We start from the raw sequence: 18,110 nt of genomic DNA, 5'->3' as shown, positions 1-18,110 counted from the left end.
CAGCAATCCCGAGCTGGCAGGCAAGCTCGTCGACCAGATCCGCGCGGCCACCACACGGCGGTGGGCGATCATGGAAGTCTGCGGCGGGCAGACGCATTCGATCATCCGCCATGGCATCGACCAGTTGCTGCCCGACGAGATCGAGATGATCCACGGTCCTGGGTGCCCGGTGTGCGTGACTCCGCTGGAAATGATCGACAAAGCGCTCGAGATCGCATCCCGGCCCGACGTGATCTTCTGCTCGTTCGGCGACATGTTGCGCGTGCCCGGCAGCAAGAAGGATCTGTTCCGGATCAAGAGCGAGGGTGGTGACATCCGGGTCGTCTACTCGCCCCTGGATGCTCTGACCATTGCCAAGGAGAATCCGGACCGGCAGGTGGTGTTCTTCGGCATCGGGTTCGAGACCACCGCTCCAGCCAACGCGATGACGGTGTATCAGGCCAAACGCTCTGGGGTGAAGAATTTCTCGCTTCTGGTGTCGCATGTGCTGGTGCCACCGGCCATCGCCGCGATCATGGAATCACCAACCTGCCGGGTGCAGGCGTTCCTCGCCGCGGGACACGTCTGCTGCGTGATGGGAACCGACGAATACCCGGAGCTAACCGAGAAGTACCACATCCCGATCGTGGTGACGGGGTTCGAGCCGCTGGACATTCTGGAAGGCATCCGGCGCACGGTGATTCAACTGGAGGCAGGGCGCCACGAGCTCGAGAACGCCTATCCGCGGGCGGTGCAGGCGGCGGGCAACCTACCGGCCAGGGCCATGCTTCAGGACGTGTTCGAGGTCGCCGACCGCTCGTGGCGGGGCATCGGGATGATTCCGCAGAGTGGTTGGCGGCTCTCGCCTGCCTACCGGGAATACGATGCGGAGCACCGGTTCTCCGTGACCGGGATACACACCGCCGAGTCGGAGATCTGCCGTTCCGGCGAGGTGTTGCAGGGCATGATCAAGCCACACGAGTGTGCGGCCTTCGGCAAGGAGTGCACACCCCGAAATCCCCTTGGCGCGACGATGGTGTCCTCCGAGGGCGCGTGTGCGGCCTATTACCTGTACCGACGGCTCGAGGTGACGCATGCCTGAGACGTCCCGGGACACCGGGGCCCCCGTCGACACGGAGCCGCAGGCGACCATCGACGTGGAAGCGTGGGTGTGCCCGATGCCGTTGCGAGACTCACCGAACATCGTGATGGGGCACGGTGGCGGCGGGGCGATGTCCGGTGAGCTCATCGAGCATCTGTTCCTGCCGGCGTTCGGATCCGCCGCCGAGGCGGGCATGGGCGACGCAGCGGTCATCGAGGTCAACGGTGTCCGATTGGCATTCTCGACCGACTCCTTCGTGGTCAAGCCGATGGTGTTCCCCGGCGGCTCGATCGGCGATCTCGCCGTCAACGGCACCGTGAACGACCTGGCCATGGCGGGTGCGCGCCCGTTGGTGCTGTCGACGGCGTTCATCCTCGAGGAGGGCACCGCGCTCGACGAGATCGCGCACGTGGCACGGGCGCTGGGCACCGCGGCACTGGCGGCCGGAGTCAAGCTGGTCACGGGAGACACCAAGGTGGTGGACGCCGGCCACGGCGACGCCGTCTTCATCAACACCGCCGGGATCGGCATTGTCGACGACCGTGCGGACATCCGTCCGCAGCGCGCAACAGAGGGTGACGTGGTGATCGTCAGCGGAGACATCGGCGTGCACGGGGTGGCGGTCATGAGCTGCCGGGAAGGCCTGGAGTTCGCCACCGCCGTGGCGAGCGACACCGCGCCGCTGCACGGGCTGGTGGCGGCAATGCTGGACACCGGCGCTGACCTGCACGTGCTGCGCGATCCCACCCGCGGCGGCGTGGCCGCAACCCTGAACGAAATCGCGAAGACGGCAGGGGTGGGTATTGCTCTCGACGAGCGCACCTTCCCGATCCCCGCAGAGGTTCGCGATGCGTGCGGTCTCCTCGGCCTCGACCCGCTGCAGGTGGCCAACGAAGGCAAGTTGCTGGCGTTCGTCGCGCCCGACGACGCCGATCGAGTGGTGGCCGCGATGCGTGACCACCCGTTGGGCATCCGCGCAGCGGTGATCGGCCGTTGCGTCGCCGACCATCCGGGCATGGTCGTCGCGCGCACGACCCTGGGCGGCACCCGCGTGGTGGACCTGCCGATCGGTGAACAACTGCCACGGATCTGCTGACATGGCCTCGACCACCGCACCGCGCCTGCCCGTGGGTTATGCGGAGTTTGCTCGATACGCCTTTCCTCCCAACGAACTCGGGTACTGCGGTCCCGCGGACACCGACACGCTGCTGCGTGGCGGCGGTGCGGCCGAACTCACCGCTCACGCCAGGGCGTTCGACGGCGCGTGGCCGTACCTGGATGCGATCGCCGATGCGGCAGGCGTCGATCCACTGGACGCGTCGGTGGTCCGCAACTACTGGGTCGGTGGTCCACTGTTGCAGGCCGTGGACCCGGATGCCCTGCTCAGCCGGCTGCGGGCGTCGTTCGCGGGGCAGGCCACCGGCATGCTGGATGCGCTGAGGACCGGGGAGGTGTTGGCCCATCACAGCTTCCACGTGATGGCCATCTACCCGTGGATCCGCTTCCTGGATCGCGGCGCGGGCAAGCCGGTCCAGGTCATGCAGGACTGCCGAGTCCGCTGGGGCACCGTCGAATCGGTACACGGCGATCATGCGGTGATCGACTCGCAACCGTTGACGTTCACAGACGGCAGGCTTGGACTGGGCGATCCGGTCGAGGAGCGGGTGCGGTGGCGCAAGGACGGCTACTCCCTTGCGCCGGAACCGTCACGCGGGCAAACAGTCACGGCCCATTGGGACTGGTTGTGCGGAGCCTTGCACGACGGTGAGAGGGATGCGCTGGCGACCGCGACTCAGATGAGCTTGGACATCGTCAACGCCGTCCGAACACGAGACTGAGCCAAGTACCTCACCACTGATCGCGCGGCACGTCGAAGTCCGAGCACAACGCCCGCCACACGTCGCGCGGATCGATCCCCGCTTCGATGGCCTGGGCGGCAGTGCGCCCGCCGACATCGCTGAGCACGTGATCGACGAGCAGCGAGGCACCCCGCACCCGGCCGAACTGCCCGTCGACGAGTTCGTGGAATTCCGTCAGCCGCACGCCCACCAACTTACCGAGCCTGCGCAAGCGCGTCATGGCACACCCGTACCGGATCGGCGACGTCCCCTGCGGCGTCACCGGCCAGCCGGGCGCTCTCCCGGTAACCCGGGGACGACAGCACCTCCCCCACCGCTGCGGTCAACGCCTCAGCCGTCAGCGGCCGGATCAGTCGAGCACTACCTTGGCGCACAACGCGATTGGCGATTTCCCACTGGTCTCCCCCACCGGGAACCACCACCATCGGCACGCCCGCCAGCAGCGTCTTGGCCACCATGCCGTGGCCACCGCCGCAGACCACCAGATCCGCGGACGCGAGCAATTCGTCCTGACGACCGAGTCCGACCACCGCCCACGGCGGCACCGTCGCATCCGACCCACCGGCACCTCCCCCGTCGCTTCGCCCGCCCCCGAGCCGGGACACCACCACCCGCGCTCCGTCGGGCAGCGTCTCCCCCGGCACCAGCGACTCGAGCGCCACCTCGGCGAGACCACGGGTACCCGTGGTCGCCGTCGACGGTGCGACCACCACCACCGGGCCAGCACCGTCCGGAACCTCGAGCAGCACCGACGTCGGCTCGAAGTGCAGCGGCCCCACGACGACGGCCTCGGCGGGCCAGTCCGGGCGTGGCACCTCCAGGGCGGGCAGAGTGGCTATCAGGCGCCGAAGCGGCCCTGGATCGGATGGGGGCAAACCGATCTCGACGCGGGCGGTCGCGCGCTGCCGGTCACCCGCCCTCACCGAGCGCGCGGTCAGCGCCCGCATCACCGCGTCACGCAGCCTGCCCCGGATTCCGACCCCAGGCGCCAGTCCGCTACCGAGCGGCGGAAGCCCCTTCGACGGCCGGTACAGCGGATGTGGGTTCAATTCGACCCACGGCACGCCGAGCATCTCGGCGGCCATGCCTCCGCACGAGGTGATCACGTCGGACACCACCAGGTCCAGGACCAACCCCCCGAGTCGCGGCGCATTCAGCACGGCCATCCGTGCCGCTCGCCGGTGGAGCTTGGCTCCCGAGTCGGCATCGTCGTCGCCGTCGATGGGATCGAGACCGTCGAGCAGCAGGGAATCGATTCCGGCGCCCCTGGCAGTGTCCAGCCACTCCGCACCGGTGAGCAGTGTCGGTTCGTCGCCCGCGGCGAGGAACTTCAAACACAGCGCGATCGCAGGAAAGGCGTGTCCGGGATCGGGCCCGGCCACCACCGCGACGCGCATCGCCCTACCCTGCCACAGCGTCCAACAACTACTGTGGGGCCATGACCGACCAGACCTCCGCTGTGCCCACAGTCGACAACAAGGCGACTGTCCAGCGATTTCTGTTCGCGGTGCAGAACGAGGACTTCGACACCGCGGACGCCCTGCTTGCCGACGACGCGAAATGGCAGAACGTGGGATTCCCGACCATTGCCGGCCGCCAACGGATCGTCAAGCTGCTGCGTAGCGGTGAGGGCCGGGCCGGCTTCGAGGTCAAGTTCCATCGCATCGCGGCCGAGGGCACGTCGGTCCTGACTGAGCGAACCGACGTCCTGGTGTTCAAGGCCTTGCGGCTGCAGTTCTGGGTATGCGGCGTGTTCGAGGTGCACGACGGGCGAATCACGTTGTGGCGCGACTACTTCGACTTCTTCGACATTGTCAAGGCCACGCTGCGTGGGTTGGTGGGAGTCGTGGTCCCCTCGCTGCGCCCGACACTATGACGAACGATTCCGGCCGCACCAAGCCGACCGTCCTGCAGTACATCGGGTACTGCTACGGAAAGCGCCTGCCGTCATCGATGCTGCAATGGGTGGCCGACGACCTCGCTGGCCCCCGGGCCACACTGCGCATGATGGTGCGGGTGTTCATTCCGGCGGTGCTGATCCTCACGCCGTTCTGGATAATCCCGATGTCGTTGTACCTGCACCTTTCCACGACACTGCCGATCCTGATCCCGTTCGTGTTCTTCTCGCACGCGCTGAACAAGGTATGGCGGCGTCACATGCTGCGCAAGCACGGGCTGGATCCCGGCCTCGTCGACTACCGCGCCCGTCAGCGCGACGCCCACATCCACGACGCCTACGCCGAGAAGTACGGGCCAAGATCGGGTCCGCCGAGCAGCAGCGCCGTGTGATCGGTCAGGCGCCGCGCAGGTGGCCGAGCTCGTCGAAGGCCTGCGCCCAGCCGGCCAGTCGGTCGGTGGCGCTGCCGAGTTCGTAGCGGTAGCGCTGAGCCGACATCGGCGAGCTCGACAACGACCCGGAGTTCGCGGCTGAAACCAGCTTCGCTGCGGCCTCCACCATTTCGTCGAATTGCCTGACGCCGCTGTCGAGTTGAGCGACGAACGCCCGGATGGTCGGGGTCAGGTGCGCCCGCGACTTCGGGGCGGCAGTCGCGGCCCGCTCCATCGATACGACCTCGTTGGCCGTCGCCGTCATGGTGGCGACGGTCTGATTGGCCGCGGCGACGACGTCGCGCAGTTCTTCCTGCGGCAACATCCGGCCCCGCTCCATCACCCCGATGAGCGCGAACAGGCCGCGCTCGGCGGACGTCAAGGCCGCGATCGGCTGCCGCGCCGCCGATCCCCAGGGCGGTAGCCGTCGTCGCACCCGGCGCTCCGCCGGAAGGGGCTCGCGCTTGAGCCAGCGGTACCGCAGGAAGGACAGGGTCGCGAGGAACGCCGCGCCGACGGCGATGGCGCCGGGTATCGGCAGCGCCCAGGCGGGCACGACGTCCCACGAGGCGAGGATCCCCGTCACCGCAATCCAGAGACCGGTCGAGAACGTGAAGAACATCCCTGCCCGCAGTGCCCACTTGCGCTTGCGCAACAGCTTCGCGCGTGGATCCGCTGCGGCGCCGAGCTTCTGGGCCAGCACGTCGGAGAGTTCGGCGGCAGTGTCCACGCCACGCTGCAAGAGGGTGCGCAAGGCCTCTTGCCGCCCCGCCCGAGAATCAACCGCCATGGTCGCGCTACCTAACTTGAAAACTACTGCGAGAGTGGGTTTTCCGGCGCAGCGGCCGGCGGGTTGGAGGCAGGGGCCGCGGGCGCCGACGTGGCATCGCCCGATGGAAGGGCCTCACCTCGCATGGAGGCGCGGATCTGCTCGAGCCGCGAGTGACCGGCCATTTGCACACTGGCCTGCTGAATCTCCATCATCCGGCCCTGGACCGAATTCTGTGCGAGCTCCGCCGAGCCCATGGCATTGGCGTAGCGTCGCTCGATCTTGTCGCGGACCTCGTCGAGGCTGGGCGTGCTGCCGGGAGCGGCGATCTCACTCATGGACCGCAGCGAGGCGCTGACCTGTTCCTGCATCTTGGCCTGCTCGAGCTGGCTGAGCAGCTTGCTGCGCTCGGCGATCTTCTGCTGCAGCACCATCGCGTTCTGCTCGACGGCCTTCTTGGCCTGCCCGGCGGCCTGCAACGCCTGGTCGTGCAAGGTCTTGAGGTCCTCCACGCTCTGCTCGGCGGTGACGAGTTGGGCCGCGAACGCCTCGGCGGCGTTGGTGTACTCCGTGGCCTTCGCCGCGTCGCCGGCCGCAGTCGCCTGGTCGGCCAGCGCCAGCGCCTGGCGGACGTTCACCTGAAGCTTCTCGATGTCGGCGAGCTGGCGGTTGAGCCGCATCTCCAGTTGGCGCTGGTTGCCGATCACCGACGCGGCCTGCTGGGTCAGCCCCTGGTGCTGGCGCTGCGCCTCCTCGATGGCCTGCTGGATCTGCACCTTGGGATCGGCGTACTCATCGACCTTGGAGCTGAACAGCGCCAGGAGGTACTTCCACGCCTTGGTGAACGGATTGGCCATCGGTTCGTTCCCGCCTTCGTCTTCGAATAGGGCCAGTGTGTCTGCCCCCGAGCTGGGCTCGGCGAGCAAATGTGCTTTCGCTACCCGCCAACTTATCGGTTGCGCACAGATCACCACACCCCTGCGCGCGTTTCCGAGTGGTGAGTGCCCTCAGGCCACCGCCATCGAGACGGCCTGCGGGATGACGACCCTGGTGGAGAAGTCGATGTTCGAGGCGCTGGCGGTGGCGACGGACCTCGGCGCGGCCTGTTCATGCCGCTCCATGGTCTCCCCGGCGTCGGACAGCACGCGCGACAACGGCACCTCCAGGGCACCGCAAATGGCACCAAGAAGCTCGCTGGAGGCTTCCTTGCGCCCGCGCTCCACCTCGGAGAGATAGCCGAGGCTGACACGGGCGTCGTCGGACACCTCGCGCAGCGTGCGTCCCTGCGTTAGCCGGGCCTGACGCAGGACGTCGCCGATCACTTCGCGAAGCAATGTCGTCATCGCGGTCTCCTCACAACGAAAGACGTGGTCACAAATCTATCTGGGGGTCCATTCAAGTTCACTAACAACCAGAACGCCCGTACCCGTCGGAATGGTTCCCGCCACGCGGATCTACCGCGTCACCCGCGGGATTTGCGCACCGCGGAAACCACGTAGTCCACGCCGGTGAGCACGGTCAGGACGATCGCGGCCCACATGAACACCCAGGCGCCCGTCAGCCACGCACCGTGCAGTGGGAGGACGAACAGACCGATCGCCACGGACTGGACCAGCGTCTTCAGCTTGCCGCCGCGACTCGCGGGGATCACACCACCTCGGATGACGACCAACCGCAGAACCGTCACACCGATCTCGCGAACCAGGATCACCACGGTCACCCACCACGGCAGATCACCGAGCAGGGACAGGCCGATCAGGGCCGCCCCGATCAGGGCCTTGTCGGCGATGGGATCGGCGAGCTTGCCGAACTCCGTCACCATGCCATAGCTGCGCGCGATGGCGCCGTCGAAGCGGTCGGTGATCACTGCCACCGCGAAGATGATGAAAGCGACGAGTCGCCAATGAGTTTCGTGACCGTCGCCGACGAACAGCGCAACCAGGAACACCGGGACCAGGACGATGCGCAGCCCGGTGAGCACGTTTGCGACGTTGACCACGCTCACGCGCGGGGTCAACGGATCGACGTCTGACTGACCCGGCACGGCATCAGAGTATCCGTTCACCGAACCGATACCCTCTCAGCTGTGAATGGAGCGCCTGAATCGGACGTCGTGGTGGTCCGTCGCGCCCGTACCTCTGACGTGCCTGCCATCAAGTCGCTGGTCGACGTCTATGCGGGCAAGATCCTGCTCGAAAAGAACCTCGTCACCCTCTACGAGGCCGTACAGGAGTTCTGGGTGGCCGAGCTCGACGGCGAGGTGGTGGGCTGCGGTGCGCTGCACGTCCTGTGGGCGGATCTCGGCGAAGTGCGCACGGTCGCCGCCCACCCGAGGCTTCACGGCCGCGGTGTCGGACACGCCGTCGTGGCACGCCTGCTGGACGTGGCCAGGGAGTTGCACCTGCAACGGATCTTCGTGTTGACCTTCGAGACCGAGTTCTTCAACCGACACGGCTTCAAGGAGATCGAGGGCACCCCGGTCACCGCCGAGGTCTACGACGAGATGTGCCGTTCATACGACATCGGCGTCGCCGAATTCCTCGATCTGTCCTACGTCAAGCCCAACATCCTTGGCAACACCCGGATGCTCCTGACGCTGTAGGCGTCGGTGCGACGGCGAGCGTGGCCGTTGAGATAGCACTCACGGCGATGGCTACTCGCACTTTTGCGCCGCCAGCGCTACCTCAACGAACGGCGCGTCAGTCGTCAGTCCTCGGCGTCGCCCCCGTTGGCGTCAGAGCCGCCGCGGATCAGCATCAGCGTCCCCGCCAGCTCGTCGGGCTTGACCAGCACCTCACGCGCCTTGGACCCCTCGCTGGGCCCGACGATGCTGCGCGTCTCCATCAAGTCCATCAGCCGGCCGGCCTTCGCGAAGCCCACCCGTAGCTTGCGCTGCAACATCGAGGTGGACCCGAACTGCGAGGACACCACCAGTTCGACCGCCTGAAGGAAGACGTCCATGTCGTCACCAATGTCGGGGTCCACGTCGGTGCGCTCGCTGGTCGCCTTGGCGGCGGTGACACCCTCGGTGTAGTCGGGTTCGGCCTGGTCCTTGCACGCGGCGACGACGGCGTAGATCTCCTCGTCGCTGATGTAGGCGCCCTGGAACCGGACCGGCTTGTTGGCGCCCATCGGCAGGAACAGCCCGTCGCCCATGCCGATCAGCTTCTCGGCGCCCGCCTGGTCCAGGATGACCCGGCTGTCGGTCAGAGACGACGTCGCGAACGCCAAGCGGGACGGCACGTTGGTCTTGATGAGTCCGGTGACGACGTCGACCGACGGTCGCTGCGTCGCCAGGATCAGGTGGATTCCTGCGGCGCGGGCCTTCTGGGTGATGCGCACGATGGCGTCCTCGACGTCTCGCGGGGCGGTCATCATCAGGTCGGCCAGCTCGTCGACGATTGCGATGATGTACGGATACGGCTTGTAGACGCGTTCGCTGCCCAGCGGTGCGGTGATGACACCCGACTTCACGTTCTTGTTGAAGTCGTCGATGTGACGAACCTTGTTGGCCTGCATGTCCTGGTAGCGCTGCTCCATCTCCTCGACCAGCCAGGCCAGCGCGGCGGCCGCCTTCTTGGGCTGCGTGACGATGGGCGTGATGAGGTGCGGAATGCCTTCGTACGGCGTGAGTTCCACCATCTTCGGGTCGATCAGGATCATCCTGACCTCCTCGGGGGTGGCCCTCGACAGCAGTGACACCAGCATGGAGTTGACGAAGCTGGACTTGCCGGATCCCGTCGAGCCGGCGACCAGCAGGTGGGGCATCTTGGCCAGGTTCGCCGAGATGAAGTCCCCCTCGATGTCCTTGCCGAGTCCGATCACCAGTGGGTGGTGGTCGCGGCGGGTGGTCGGCGCGGTCAGGACGTCGGACAGCCGCACCATCTCGCGGTCGGTGTTGGGCACCTCGATGCCGACGGCCGACTTACCAGGGATGGGCGCCAGCATCCGGACGCTCTCGGTGGCCACCGCGTAGGCGATGTTCTTCTGCAACGCGGTGATCTTCTCGACCTTGACGCCAGGTCCGAGTTCGACCTCGTAGCGGGTGACGGTCGGGCCGCGGGTGCATCCCACGACGGTCGCGTCGACCTTGAACTGGTGCAGCACCGACTGGATGACTTCGATCATCTTGTCGTTGGCTGCGCTGCGAAGCTTCGGCGGTTCGCCGGCGACCAGCAGCTCCAGCGACGGCAGTGTGTAGGGCCCCTCGACGACCCGGTCGAGCACCAGGGTGTCGGTCTTGTTCGGCGCGGCCTTCGGTTCCTTCTTGCGCCGCGCGGGAATCTTCGGCTCGGGCACGGTCGGTGTCTCGTCGGCGACCGGCTCCAGCGGGTAGTTCTCCATCGGGGTTCCCGTCGGCTGCGACGCGCCTGGCCACTGCGCCTCGTCGCCCCGGTAACTCGCCGGGTCGTCGTAATAGGCGTCGGAGAGATCGTCGGCTTGCTCGACGGACTCCTCGTAGTCGTCGTAGTCCTCGTCGTCGTACTCGCCGTACGCGTCACCGCGGTACGCGCTCAGGACCATCGACCGCATCGCCGAGGGAACCTCGCGGATGGTGGTCCCGGTCACCAGCAGTAGCCCGAACAGCACTCCGATGATCAGCAGGGGGGTGGCGATCCACGGGGTGAGCCCATCGGAAAGTGGCCCGCCGATCGCGAAACCGACGAATCCCGCGACCCGCTGACGGTCGGCGGGCTCAAGCGGGGCGCCCGACCAGAGATGCCACAGACCGAGCACGGGCAGGCTGATCATGGCGGTGCCCAGAACGAGCCGAGGACGGGACTCGGGATGCGGCTCGGTGCGCATCAACACGACGGCCAAGGCGACGAGAAGGATGGGAAGCAGCACCACTGCCGACCCGATGACGACGCGCACGCTTGCGTCGATCCAGCCTCCGACGGGTCGCGCCGCGTCGAACCACGAGCTGGCGGCGAGCACCACGGCCACGGCCAACATTCCGAGGGCGATGCCGTCGCGGCGGTGCCCTGGCTCGAGGTCACGGGCGCGCCCGACCGATCGGGCGGTGGACCCGGCGCCCCTGGCCAGCATCAGCCAGCTGGCGCGGGCGCCCTTGCCGATCGCCGAGCCCGCGGTCGCGACGGGTGAGGATGTGCGACGCGGTGCGGGCTTGCGGCGGGGCGCGGCGGGGCGCGGTGAGCGCGCTCGGGGCTTTGAGCTGCTCGAACGAGCTCCCGAACGGGCGGCGGTCTTACTAGCCATGAAGGCCAGACTAGTCGCACCAGTCACAGATTCACCATTAGCCACACTGGTCACAATTGCGTATCGGTGCGGCCGGCGACGCCTACATCGTCGAGATCAGCCAGGGTGAGGCCCACCTCGGCGGGGTCAAGGAGGTAGCCCGCTGATGCCTTCGAGCACTCGGTAATGTGATCGGCGCCGCACCCACTCATCGAGGAGCATTCGCCATGCCAGTCGTCGTCGCCACCCTGACCGCCAAGCCCGAGTCCGTCGACGCCGTCCGAGATGCCGCCAAGACGGCGATCGAGGCCGTTCACCAGGAGCCCGGTTGCGAGCTGTACTCGTTGCACGAGGCGAACGGCACCTTCGTCTTCGTCGAGCAGTGGGCCGATGACGAGGCGCTGAAGACCCACAGCGGCGCTCCCGCGATCGCCACCCTCTTCGGGACCATCGGCGAGCACCTCGACGGTGCGCCCGACATCAAGGTGCTGCAGCCCGTCGTCGCAGGCGATCCCGCCAAGGGTCAGCTGCGTCCCTGAGATGGGATCTCTGGACGGCAAAGTCGCGTTCATCACGGGCGCGGCCCGCGGACAAGGCCGCGCGCACGCGGTGAAGCTGGCGTCTGAGGGCGCCGACATCATCGCCGTCGACCTGTGCGACCAGATCGCCTCCGTTCCCTACCCCATGGCCACGCCCGACGATCTGGCTGCCACGGTGAAACTCGTCGAGGACATCGGCGGCCGCATCGTCGCCAGCCAAGCCGACGTCCGCGACCGCGCTTCACTCAAGACGGCGTTGAAGGCAGGTGTCGAGGAGCTCGGCGGTCGACTCGACATCGTGATCGCCAACGCAGGCATTGCCCCGATGGCCGGTGAGAACGCCTGGCACGACGTCATCGACGTCAACCTCACCGGTGTCCATCACACCGTGGATGTCGCGATGCGCCCGATGATCAAGGCGGGCAACGGCGGGGCGATCGTTCTGATCAGCTCGGTGATGGGGTTGGTCGGACTGGCCTCTCCGTTCGCCGGCTCCATCGGCTACGCCGCGGCTAAGCACGGCGTCGTCGGGCTGATGCGCTCCTATGCGAATCTCCTGTCCCCGCAGAACATCCGGGTCAACTCGATCCATCCCGCCGGGGTGCGGACACCGATGATCGACAATGAGTTCACGCGGCAGTGGCTCAACGAGATGACAAGCGGCGACGAGGGATCGTTGGACATGGCCGGCGCCGCGAACATGGAAACGGTCGAGCCGGAGGTCATCGCGGATACGGTCGCCTGGCTGGTGTCCGACACGGGTAAGCACATCTCCGGAGTCGCATTGCCCGTCGACGACGGCTACGTGAACAAGCGCTGACCCGTGGCGCGAAACCTTGCGGCAGGAACGGCTTTCGGGCCGATGGTGATCTCCGCGGTGGAACAGCAAGAGCCGCTTACCCGCAGGCTGGTCGATGACGATCTCGCAGCGGCGTTCCTCCCAAGGCCATTGCGTGCAGTCGTTCGCGCCACCGGCTGGGCGCCACTTCGGCGGGCGGTGATCGCCGCCTCCGAGCGGTCCGGACCCGGCCTGTGGACGAATCTCGCGTGCCGCAAGCGCTACATCGACGACAACCTACGGGACGCGCTGAGCGACGTCGACGCCGTGGTGGTGCTTGGCGCGGGTCTCGACACCCGCGCCTACCGTCTCGCCCGTCACAGCGACATACCGATTTTCGAGGTCGACCAGCCCATCAACGTCGATCGCAAGAACGCAATCCTGTCAAGGGTCTTCGGCACACCACCCGCCTCAGTGCGGGTGGTGCCGGTCGACTTCGAGCGTGACGACCTGATGGCGGTCCTCGCGTCGAACGGCTACGACCCCTCCGGTCGCACCTTCTTCGTGTGGGAGGGCGTCACCCAGTACCTGACCGAGACCGCGGTGCGGGCCACGTTCGCGCAGCTGTCCCACGCTGCCAGCGGCAGCCGGATCGACTTCACCTACGTGCGTGCGGATTTCATCGACGGCACCAACATGTACGGGGCCGCCGGCTTCTACCGAAGGGTCCGCGTCAAGAGCCAACTGTGGAAGTTCGGCCTGCCGCCCGAGGGCATCGGGAACTTCCTGGCCGACTACGGCTGGCGGCTGATCGAACAGGCTGGTCCCGACGAATTCGTCGACCGTTACGTCCGGCCGACGGGGCGCGACCTCACCGCGTCACAGATCGAGTGGTCGGCCTACGCCGAGAAGATCTAGTCGATCTCGAGAACCGTCGGCACGATCATGGGCTGGCGGCGGTACTTCTCCCCCACCCACTTGCCGATCGTGCGGCGCACCGCCTGTGCGATGCGCGCGGGATCACTGACCTTCTCCGCAACGAGCGCTTGCAACGCTGCGTCGATCAGCGGCGCAACGGGTTCGAGCGCCTTGGGATCTTCCGAGAAGCCGCGCGAGTGTAGGTGCGGCGGAGCAGCGATCTTTCCGCTGCCCCGACGGATGACGACAGTGACCGCAATGAAGCCCGAGGACAGCACCAGGCGTTCGCCCAACGTGGCCTCACCGACGTCGCCCGTGACCAGACCGTCGACGAACATCTTGCCCACCGGTACCGCACCCGAGATCGACGCCTTGCCCGCGACCAGGTCGACGCTGACGCCGTTCTCGGCCACGACGATGTTCTCCGCGGGCACGCCCGACTTCTCCGCGAGCGCGGCGTTGGCCCGCAGATGTCGCCACGTTCCGTGCACCGGCATCACGTTGCGCGGCCGCACCCCGTTGTAGAGGAACAGCAGCTCGCCGGCGTAGGCGTGACCCGAAACATGGATGCGCACCTGGCCGTTGGTGACGACGCGAACACCGATCTTGGCCAGTGAGTCCAGGACGCCGAAGATCGCCTCCTCGTTGCCGGGGATCTGCGACGACGACATGATGATCAGATCGCCCCGCGTCAGCGTGATGCTGCGGTGCTCGCCCCGCGACATCCGCGACAGGGCAGCCATGGTTTCGCCCTGGGTGCCGGTGGTGACCAGCGTGATGCGTTCCGCTGGAAGCATCTCGGCGGCGGCGATGTCGACCACGTCGTCGTCGTCGACGGTGAGGAAGCCGAGTTCCTTGGCGATCCCCATGTTGCGCACCATCGAGCGACCGACGAACGACACCTTGCGGCCGAGAGCTACCGATGCGTCGATGATCTGTTGCACGCGAGCGACGTTGGAGGCAAAACAGGCGACGATCACACGACCTTCGGCGCCGCGGATGAGCCGGTGCATGTTCGGCCCGATCTCGCTCTCCGACGGTCCGACGCCGGGTATCTCGGCGTTGGTCGAGTCGCAGAGGAACAGGTCGACACCGGCGTCGCCGAGCCGGGACATACCCGGCAGGTCGGTGGGCCGACCGTCCAGCGGAAGTTGATCGAGCTTGATGTCACCGGTGTGCAGCAGCGTGCCCGCGCCGGTGTAGACGGCGATGGCCAGGGCGTCGGGGATCGAGTGGTTGACCGCGAAGTACTCGCACTCGAAGACCCCGTGCTGACTGCTCTGCTTCTCGGCGACCTCGATGAACACCGGCTTGATGCGGTGCTCACGACACTTCGCCGCCACGAGGGCCAGGGTGAACTTGGATCCCACCACGGGGATGTCGGATCGCAGCTTCAACAGGTGCGGGATGGCGCCGATGTGGTCCTCGTGGGCGTGGGTCAGCACCAGCGCCTCGATATCGTCGAGGCGACCCTCGATGTGACGCAGATCGGGCAGGATCAGGTCGACCCCCGGCTCGTCGTGTCCTGGGAACAACACTCCGCAGTCGATGATCAGCAGTCGACCGAGATGCTCGAGAACGGTCATGTTGCGGCCGATCTCGCTGATCCCGCCCAGCGCGGTCACCCGGAGTCCGCCCGTTTCCAGTGGCCCCGGCGGTAGCAGGGCGGGGCTCTCCGATGGAGCCGTCCCGGTGGGGTCGCCCGTAGCCGGAGCAGGCGCGGCAGCGCCCCTCATCGGAGCACGCCGGCGGCCCGCATGTCTGCTGTCAGTGTTTCGACCTGGTCGGCCGTCGCGGGAATCTGTGGCAACCGGGGCTCGCCGGCCTCCAAGCCCAACAACCGAAGTCCTGCCTTGACCATCGTGACGCCCCCGAGTCGATTCTGTGCTTCGTTGAGTGAGCCGAGTGCAACGTGAATCTTGCGGGCAGTCGCGATGTCTCCGGAACTGAAGGACGACAACATCTCTCGCAATTGACTGGCGGCGAAGTGGCCCCACACGCTGACGAAACCGGTGGCGCCCATGGCCAACCACGGCAGGTTCAGCGCGTCGTCGCCCGAGTAGTACGCCAGCCCGGTCTCGGCCATGATCATCGCGCCTCCGTGCAGATCGCCCTTGGCGTCCTTGATGGCGACGATGTTCGGGTGCGGTGCGATGGCGCGGACGGTGTCCCACTCGATCGGCACCGCGGAGCGTGGGGGGATGTCGTACAGGACGTTGGGTAGCGCGGTCGCGTCGGCAACGGCGGTGAAGTGGGCGATCAGCCCGGCCTGCGACGGACGCGAGTAGTAGGGCGTGACGACCAGCAACCCGTGCGCGCCCTCGGCCTCGCACGCCTTTGCCAGGCGCACGCTGTGCGCCGTGTCGTAGGTGCCGGCTCCGGCGATGATCCGGGCGCGGTCGCCGACCGCTTCGAGGACCGCGCCGAGTAGCGCGATCTTCTCGTCGTCGGAGGTCGTCGGAGACTCGCCGGTGGTCCCGGAGACCACCAGGCCGTCGCATCCGGCGTCCACCAGGCGCTTCGCGAGTTCCTTGGCCGTGACCAGGTCCAACGAGCCGTCCGGGCCGAACGGCGTCACCATGGCAGTCAGCACGGTGCCCAAGCGTGCATTTGAGTCGAAACCAGTGGTGCTCACGCGGTTGAGATTACCCGCTCGACCCTGGCGTTCATGAGCACCTGCGCTCAGTCGGTCAGCATGCCCGCTCGACGCATCGCAATCGAGATGTTCTCGAAGTCGATCCCGACGTGCGCACGGGCCGCAGCGTCGGCATCGTCGGCACGGCCGTCTGCGATCGCGTCGATCAATTCCTCGTGTTCGCCAAGTGACCGCAACTCCATCTCCCGCATGGTGATTGGCTCGCCCCACAGGTGCGCGGGCGCACCGATGCTGATGGATGCCTCCAGGTCGACGAGCACCTGCTTGAGCACTGCATTGTGGGCGGCGTCCATGATCGCCAGATGCAGTCTGCTGTCGGCCTGCTGGGCTGCCAATCCGCTGCTCGCGGTCCGGTACTGGTCCAGCGCGGCATGAAGGGTGACCACGTCGTCCGTCGTCCTGGCATCCGCTGCGGCCCGGCACACCGCACCGTGCAATCGGGCGATCGCATCACACCGGTCCCGCAGTTCGGCCAGCCGCATCGACAGCGTGCGGCGGACCGCCTCGGTGGAGGACTCGGGCCACTGGTCCACGACGTAGGACCCACCGCCGCGCCCACGGCGGGTCTCGAGCAGGCCACGCTCGACCAGGCGTGCCAGTGCGGCACGGACCGTCATGCGTCCGACGCCAAGGGCTGCGGCGAGGTCACGCTCGACGGGTAGCCGGGCGCCGGGCAGGTACTCCCCGATCGCGATCGCCGTGACCAGCCTGTCGGTGATCTCGTCGACGCGGGACGGCATCGCCAATTGGCGTGCGAGCAGGCCCGATGGGCGCTCGGCGACGTCGTCGGCCATCGGTGCGCTCCCCTTCTCGTCGATACGGGAATGTTAATTCGTTCCAATTGGTCTTGCAGCGAGACCATTGGCGGTCCATTCTGATCGCCGTGCCCATTCGTAGCCACACCGTGCCGTTCCGGAACTTCGAGACATGGGTCCGGATCACCACTCCGGACGTGCCGAAACCCGGCGCCCATCCCCTCTTCGTATTGCACGGCGGACCAGGGATGGCGCACGACTACGTGCGCAACATCGCCGAACTGGCCGACGAGACCGGACGCACGGTCATTCACTACGACCAGCTCGGCTGCGGTCACAGCACCCACCTACCCGACGCGCCGCGCGAATTCTGGGAACCGGGCTTGTTCGTCGACGAGTTCCACGCCGTGCGAACCGAACTGGGTATCGACGACTACCACCTGTTGGGCCAGTCCTGGGGAGGCATGCTCGGCGCCGAGATCGCGGTGCGCCAACCCGAGGGGCTGGCGTCCCTGTCGATTTGCAACTCGCCAGCGTCCATGGAGCTGTGGATGGCCGCGGCCACCCTGCTGCGCTCCGGGCTGCCGCAGGACACGCAGCAGGCACTGGACCGGCACGAAGCTGCTGGCACCGTCACCGACCCGGAGTACCTCGCGGCGACGCGGGAGTTCTACCTACGCCACGTCTGCCGCGTGACGCCCACGCCCCAAGACTTCCTCGACAGCGAAGCGCAGATGGAGGCGGACCCGACGGTCTACCACACCATGAACGGGCCCAACGAGTTCCACGTACTCGGCACACTCAAGTCCTGGACCGTCATCGACCGGCTCGACCGCATCCTCGCGCCGACGCTCGTAGTCGCCGGTGAGCACGACGAAGCCACCCCCGCGACCTGGCGTCCGTTCGTCGAGCGGATTCCCGACGCCCACAGCCACGTCTTCGAAGACGCCAGCCACTGCAGCCACCTGGAGAAACCCTTGGCGTTCCGCGCCGTCATCGCCGCGTTCCTCGCCGACTACGACCCGGCCCCAGCCCGGGTCTGACCCTCGATCGATAGGACACTCGCATGGTCAACGCCGAGACGAACGCCCCAACCGGCCAGCGCAGCCTCGAATCATTCGGCTACACACAAGAACTCGACCGGTCGGTGTCGACTGTGGACCTGCTGGTGTACGGGCTGGTCTTCATGGTGCCCATCGCGCCATGGGCCATCTTCGGCACCGTCTAC

At 67.0% G+C, this 18,110-nt stretch carries 20 protein-coding genes; 10 read left to right on the top strand and 10 right to left on the bottom strand.

Annotated elements, in window-relative coordinates; genetic code table 11:
• The 3 genes from hypD to ACRDUX_RS12185 form a co-directional block, all read left to right on the top strand.
• The coding region (gene hypD, locus ACRDUX_RS12195) for a hydrogenase formation protein HypD (protein ID WP_526414217.1) at nt 1–1,081 on the top strand (1,081 nt) is incomplete at its 5' end.
• Nucleotides 1,074–2,177: a hydrogenase expression/formation protein HypE gene (hypE, locus tag ACRDUX_RS12190; RefSeq protein WP_526414215.1), complete on the top strand. Its 1,104-nt coding sequence runs from the start codon at nt 1,074–1,076 to the stop codon at nt 2,175–2,177. The genes hypD and hypE, both read left to right, overlap by 8 nt.
• Nucleotide 2,178: 1 nt before the next feature.
• A complete protein-coding gene (locus tag ACRDUX_RS12185) occupies nt 2,179–2,919 on the top strand; it encodes a DUF6390 family protein (RefSeq protein ID WP_526414213.1) in 741 nt (246 codons plus the stop codon).
• Between the two features lie 10 nt (nt 2,920–2,929).
• On the opposite strand, the gene ACRDUX_RS12180 is transcribed toward ACRDUX_RS12185, so the two are convergent.
• Both ACRDUX_RS12180 and ACRDUX_RS12175 read right to left on the bottom strand, forming a co-directional pair.
• Complete coding sequence (locus tag ACRDUX_RS12180) at nt 2,930–3,124, bottom strand: DUF3046 domain-containing protein (RefSeq protein ID WP_526414211.1); 195 nt, start codon at nt 3,122–3,124, stop codon at nt 2,930–2,932.
• A gap of 10 nt (nt 3,125–3,134) precedes the next feature.
• Entirely contained in the window at nt 3,135–4,337 is a 1,203-nt protein-coding gene (locus ACRDUX_RS12175; RefSeq protein WP_526414209.1) for a glycosyltransferase, read from the bottom strand.
• 41 nt (nt 4,338–4,378) lie between these two features.
• Here ACRDUX_RS12175 and ACRDUX_RS12170 point away from each other — a divergent pair, with 41 nt between their 5' ends.
• Together ACRDUX_RS12170 and ACRDUX_RS12165 are read left to right on the top strand one after the other, a co-directional pair.
• The gene (locus ACRDUX_RS12170) at nt 4,379–4,816 is read left to right on the top strand and encodes a limonene-1,2-epoxide hydrolase family protein (protein ID WP_526414207.1); all 438 of its coding nucleotides are present in this window, start codon (nt 4,379–4,381) and stop codon (nt 4,814–4,816) included.
• Nucleotides 4,813–5,229 (top strand): DUF5313 family protein, encoded by a 417-nt coding sequence (locus tag ACRDUX_RS12165; RefSeq protein WP_526414205.1) that lies wholly within the window; start codon nt 4,813–4,815, stop codon nt 5,227–5,229. The genes ACRDUX_RS12170 and ACRDUX_RS12165 overlap by 4 nt, the downstream gene beginning before the upstream one ends.
• A 4-nt stretch (nt 5,230–5,233) precedes the next feature.
• On the opposite strand, the gene pspM is transcribed toward ACRDUX_RS12165, so the two are convergent.
• From pspM to pgsA, 4 genes are all read right to left on the bottom strand, one after another.
• On the bottom strand, nt 5,234–6,058 hold the full coding sequence (pspM, locus tag ACRDUX_RS12160) for a phage shock envelope stress response protein PspM (RefSeq protein ID WP_526414203.1): 825 nt from the start codon (nt 6,056–6,058) through the stop codon (nt 5,234–5,236).
• A gap of 23 nt (nt 6,059–6,081) precedes the next feature.
• Entirely contained in the window at nt 6,082–6,894 is an 813-nt protein-coding gene (pspA, locus tag ACRDUX_RS12155; RefSeq protein ID WP_526414201.1) for a phage shock protein PspA, read from the bottom strand.
• A 150-nt stretch (nt 6,895–7,044) separates the two neighbouring features.
• The gene (clgR, locus tag ACRDUX_RS12150; protein ID WP_526414199.1) at nt 7,045–7,380 is read right to left on the bottom strand and encodes a transcriptional regulator ClgR; all 336 of its coding nucleotides are present in this window, start codon (nt 7,378–7,380) and stop codon (nt 7,045–7,047) included.
• A 119-nt stretch (nt 7,381–7,499) separates the two neighbouring features.
• Nucleotides 7,500–8,081: a CDP-diacylglycerol--glycerol-3-phosphate 3-phosphatidyltransferase gene (gene pgsA / locus ACRDUX_RS12145; RefSeq protein ID WP_526414197.1), complete on the bottom strand. Its 582-nt coding sequence runs from the start codon at nt 8,079–8,081 to the stop codon at nt 7,500–7,502.
• 42 nt (nt 8,082–8,123) lie between these two features.
• On the opposite strand from pgsA, the gene ACRDUX_RS12140 reads away from it, so the two are divergent.
• Nucleotides 8,124–8,639, top strand: a complete 516-nt coding sequence (locus ACRDUX_RS12140) for an amino-acid N-acetyltransferase (protein ID WP_526414195.1) — start codon at nt 8,124–8,126, stop codon at nt 8,637–8,639.
• A 104-nt stretch (nt 8,640–8,743) separates the two neighbouring features.
• Here the strand turns inward: ACRDUX_RS12140 and ACRDUX_RS12135 are convergent, their stop codons facing one another.
• Complete coding sequence (locus ACRDUX_RS12135) at nt 8,744–11,257, bottom strand: DNA translocase FtsK (protein ID WP_526414193.1); 2,514 nt, start codon at nt 11,255–11,257, stop codon at nt 8,744–8,746.
• Between the two features lie 206 nt (nt 11,258–11,463).
• On the opposite strand from ACRDUX_RS12135, the gene ACRDUX_RS12130 reads away from it, so the two are divergent.
• Genes ACRDUX_RS12130 through ACRDUX_RS12120 form a run of 3 tightly spaced genes read left to right on the top strand, consistent with a single transcriptional unit; the run spans nt 11,464 to nt 13,471 of the window.
• Nucleotides 11,464–11,775 (top strand): putative quinol monooxygenase, encoded by a 312-nt coding sequence (locus ACRDUX_RS12130; protein WP_526414191.1) that lies wholly within the window; start codon nt 11,464–11,466, stop codon nt 11,773–11,775.
• A gap of 1 nt (nt 11,776) precedes the next feature.
• Complete coding sequence (locus ACRDUX_RS12125; protein ID WP_526414189.1) at nt 11,777–12,595, top strand: mycofactocin-coupled SDR family oxidoreductase; 819 nt, start codon at nt 11,777–11,779, stop codon at nt 12,593–12,595.
• Between the two features lie 3 nt (nt 12,596–12,598).
• Nucleotides 12,599–13,471 carry an SAM-dependent methyltransferase gene (locus ACRDUX_RS12120; protein WP_526414187.1) on the top strand — a complete coding sequence of 291 codons (873 nt, stop codon included), beginning with the start codon at nt 12,599–12,601 and terminating at the stop codon, nt 13,469–13,471.
• On the opposite strand, the gene ACRDUX_RS12115 is transcribed toward ACRDUX_RS12120, so the two are convergent.
• From ACRDUX_RS12115 to ACRDUX_RS12105, 3 genes are read right to left on the bottom strand one after another with little or no spacing between them, the layout of a single operon-like run.
• Nucleotides 13,468–15,207 carry a ribonuclease J gene (locus ACRDUX_RS12115; RefSeq protein WP_526414185.1) on the bottom strand — a complete coding sequence of 580 codons (1,740 nt, stop codon included), beginning with the start codon at nt 15,205–15,207 and terminating at the stop codon, nt 13,468–13,470. The two genes, ACRDUX_RS12120 and ACRDUX_RS12115, sit on opposite strands and share 4 nt — an antisense overlap.
• On the bottom strand, nt 15,204–16,106 hold the full coding sequence (gene dapA, locus ACRDUX_RS12110; RefSeq protein WP_526414183.1) for a 4-hydroxy-tetrahydrodipicolinate synthase: 903 nt from the start codon (nt 16,104–16,106) through the stop codon (nt 15,204–15,206). The genes ACRDUX_RS12115 and dapA overlap by 4 nt, the downstream gene beginning before the upstream one ends.
• A gap of 47 nt (nt 16,107–16,153) precedes the next feature.
• Entirely contained in the window at nt 16,154–16,921 is a 768-nt protein-coding gene (locus ACRDUX_RS12105; RefSeq protein WP_526414182.1) for a FadR/GntR family transcriptional regulator, read from the bottom strand.
• Between the two features lie 89 nt (nt 16,922–17,010).
• On the opposite strand from ACRDUX_RS12105, the gene ACRDUX_RS12100 reads away from it, so the two are divergent.
• Nucleotides 17,011–17,925 carry a proline iminopeptidase-family hydrolase gene (locus ACRDUX_RS12100; RefSeq protein WP_526414180.1) on the top strand — a complete coding sequence of 305 codons (915 nt, stop codon included), beginning with the start codon at nt 17,011–17,013 and terminating at the stop codon, nt 17,923–17,925.
• The last annotated feature ends 185 nt before the right edge of the window (nt 17,926–18,110 follow it).

The sequence above is a fragment of the Mycobacterium sp. genome (genome assembly GCF_050701675.1).
Taxonomy (GTDB): Bacteria; Actinomycetota; Actinomycetes; order Mycobacteriales; family Mycobacteriaceae; genus Mycobacterium.
The sequence above is the reverse complement of the archived record's forward strand: the minus strand, read 5'-3'. Positions and strand labels throughout refer to the sequence as shown.

Bases quoted from the DNA above. Each gene is read 5' to 3' on its own strand.
- hypE (WP_526414215.1), top strand. From the start codon at position 1,074: ATGCCTGAGACGTCCCGGGACACCGGGGCCCCCGTCGACACGGAGCCG.
- ACRDUX_RS12185 (WP_526414213.1), top strand. From the start codon at position 2,179: ATGGCCTCGACCACCGCACCGCGCCTGCCCGTGGGTTATGCGGAGTTT.
- ACRDUX_RS12175 (WP_526414209.1), bottom strand. From the start codon at position 4,337: ATGCGCGTCGCGGTGGTGGCCGGGCCCGATCCCGGACACGCCTTTCCT.
- ACRDUX_RS12170 (WP_526414207.1), top strand. From the start codon at position 4,379: ATGACCGACCAGACCTCCGCTGTGCCCACAGTCGACAACAAGGCGACT.
- ACRDUX_RS12165 (WP_526414205.1), top strand. From the start codon at position 4,813: ATGACGAACGATTCCGGCCGCACCAAGCCGACCGTCCTGCAGTACATC.
- pspM (WP_526414203.1), bottom strand. From the start codon at position 6,058: ATGGCGGTTGATTCTCGGGCGGGGCGGCAAGAGGCCTTGCGCACCCTC.
- pspA (WP_526414201.1), bottom strand. From the start codon at position 6,894: ATGGCCAATCCGTTCACCAAGGCGTGGAAGTACCTCCTGGCGCTGTTC.
- clgR (WP_526414199.1), bottom strand. From the start codon at position 7,380: ATGACGACATTGCTTCGCGAAGTGATCGGCGACGTCCTGCGTCAGGCC.
- ACRDUX_RS12135 (WP_526414193.1), bottom strand. From the start codon at position 11,257: ATGGCTAGTAAGACCGCCGCCCGTTCGGGAGCTCGTTCGAGCAGCTCA.
- ACRDUX_RS12130 (WP_526414191.1), top strand. From the start codon at position 11,464: ATGCCAGTCGTCGTCGCCACCCTGACCGCCAAGCCCGAGTCCGTCGAC.
- ACRDUX_RS12125 (WP_526414189.1), top strand. From the start codon at position 11,777: ATGGGATCTCTGGACGGCAAAGTCGCGTTCATCACGGGCGCGGCCCGC.
- ACRDUX_RS12115 (WP_526414185.1), bottom strand. From the start codon at position 15,207: ATGAGGGGCGCTGCCGCGCCTGCTCCGGCTACGGGCGACCCCACCGGG.
- ACRDUX_RS12105 (WP_526414182.1), bottom strand. From the start codon at position 16,921: ATGGCCGACGACGTCGCCGAGCGCCCATCGGGCCTGCTCGCACGCCAA.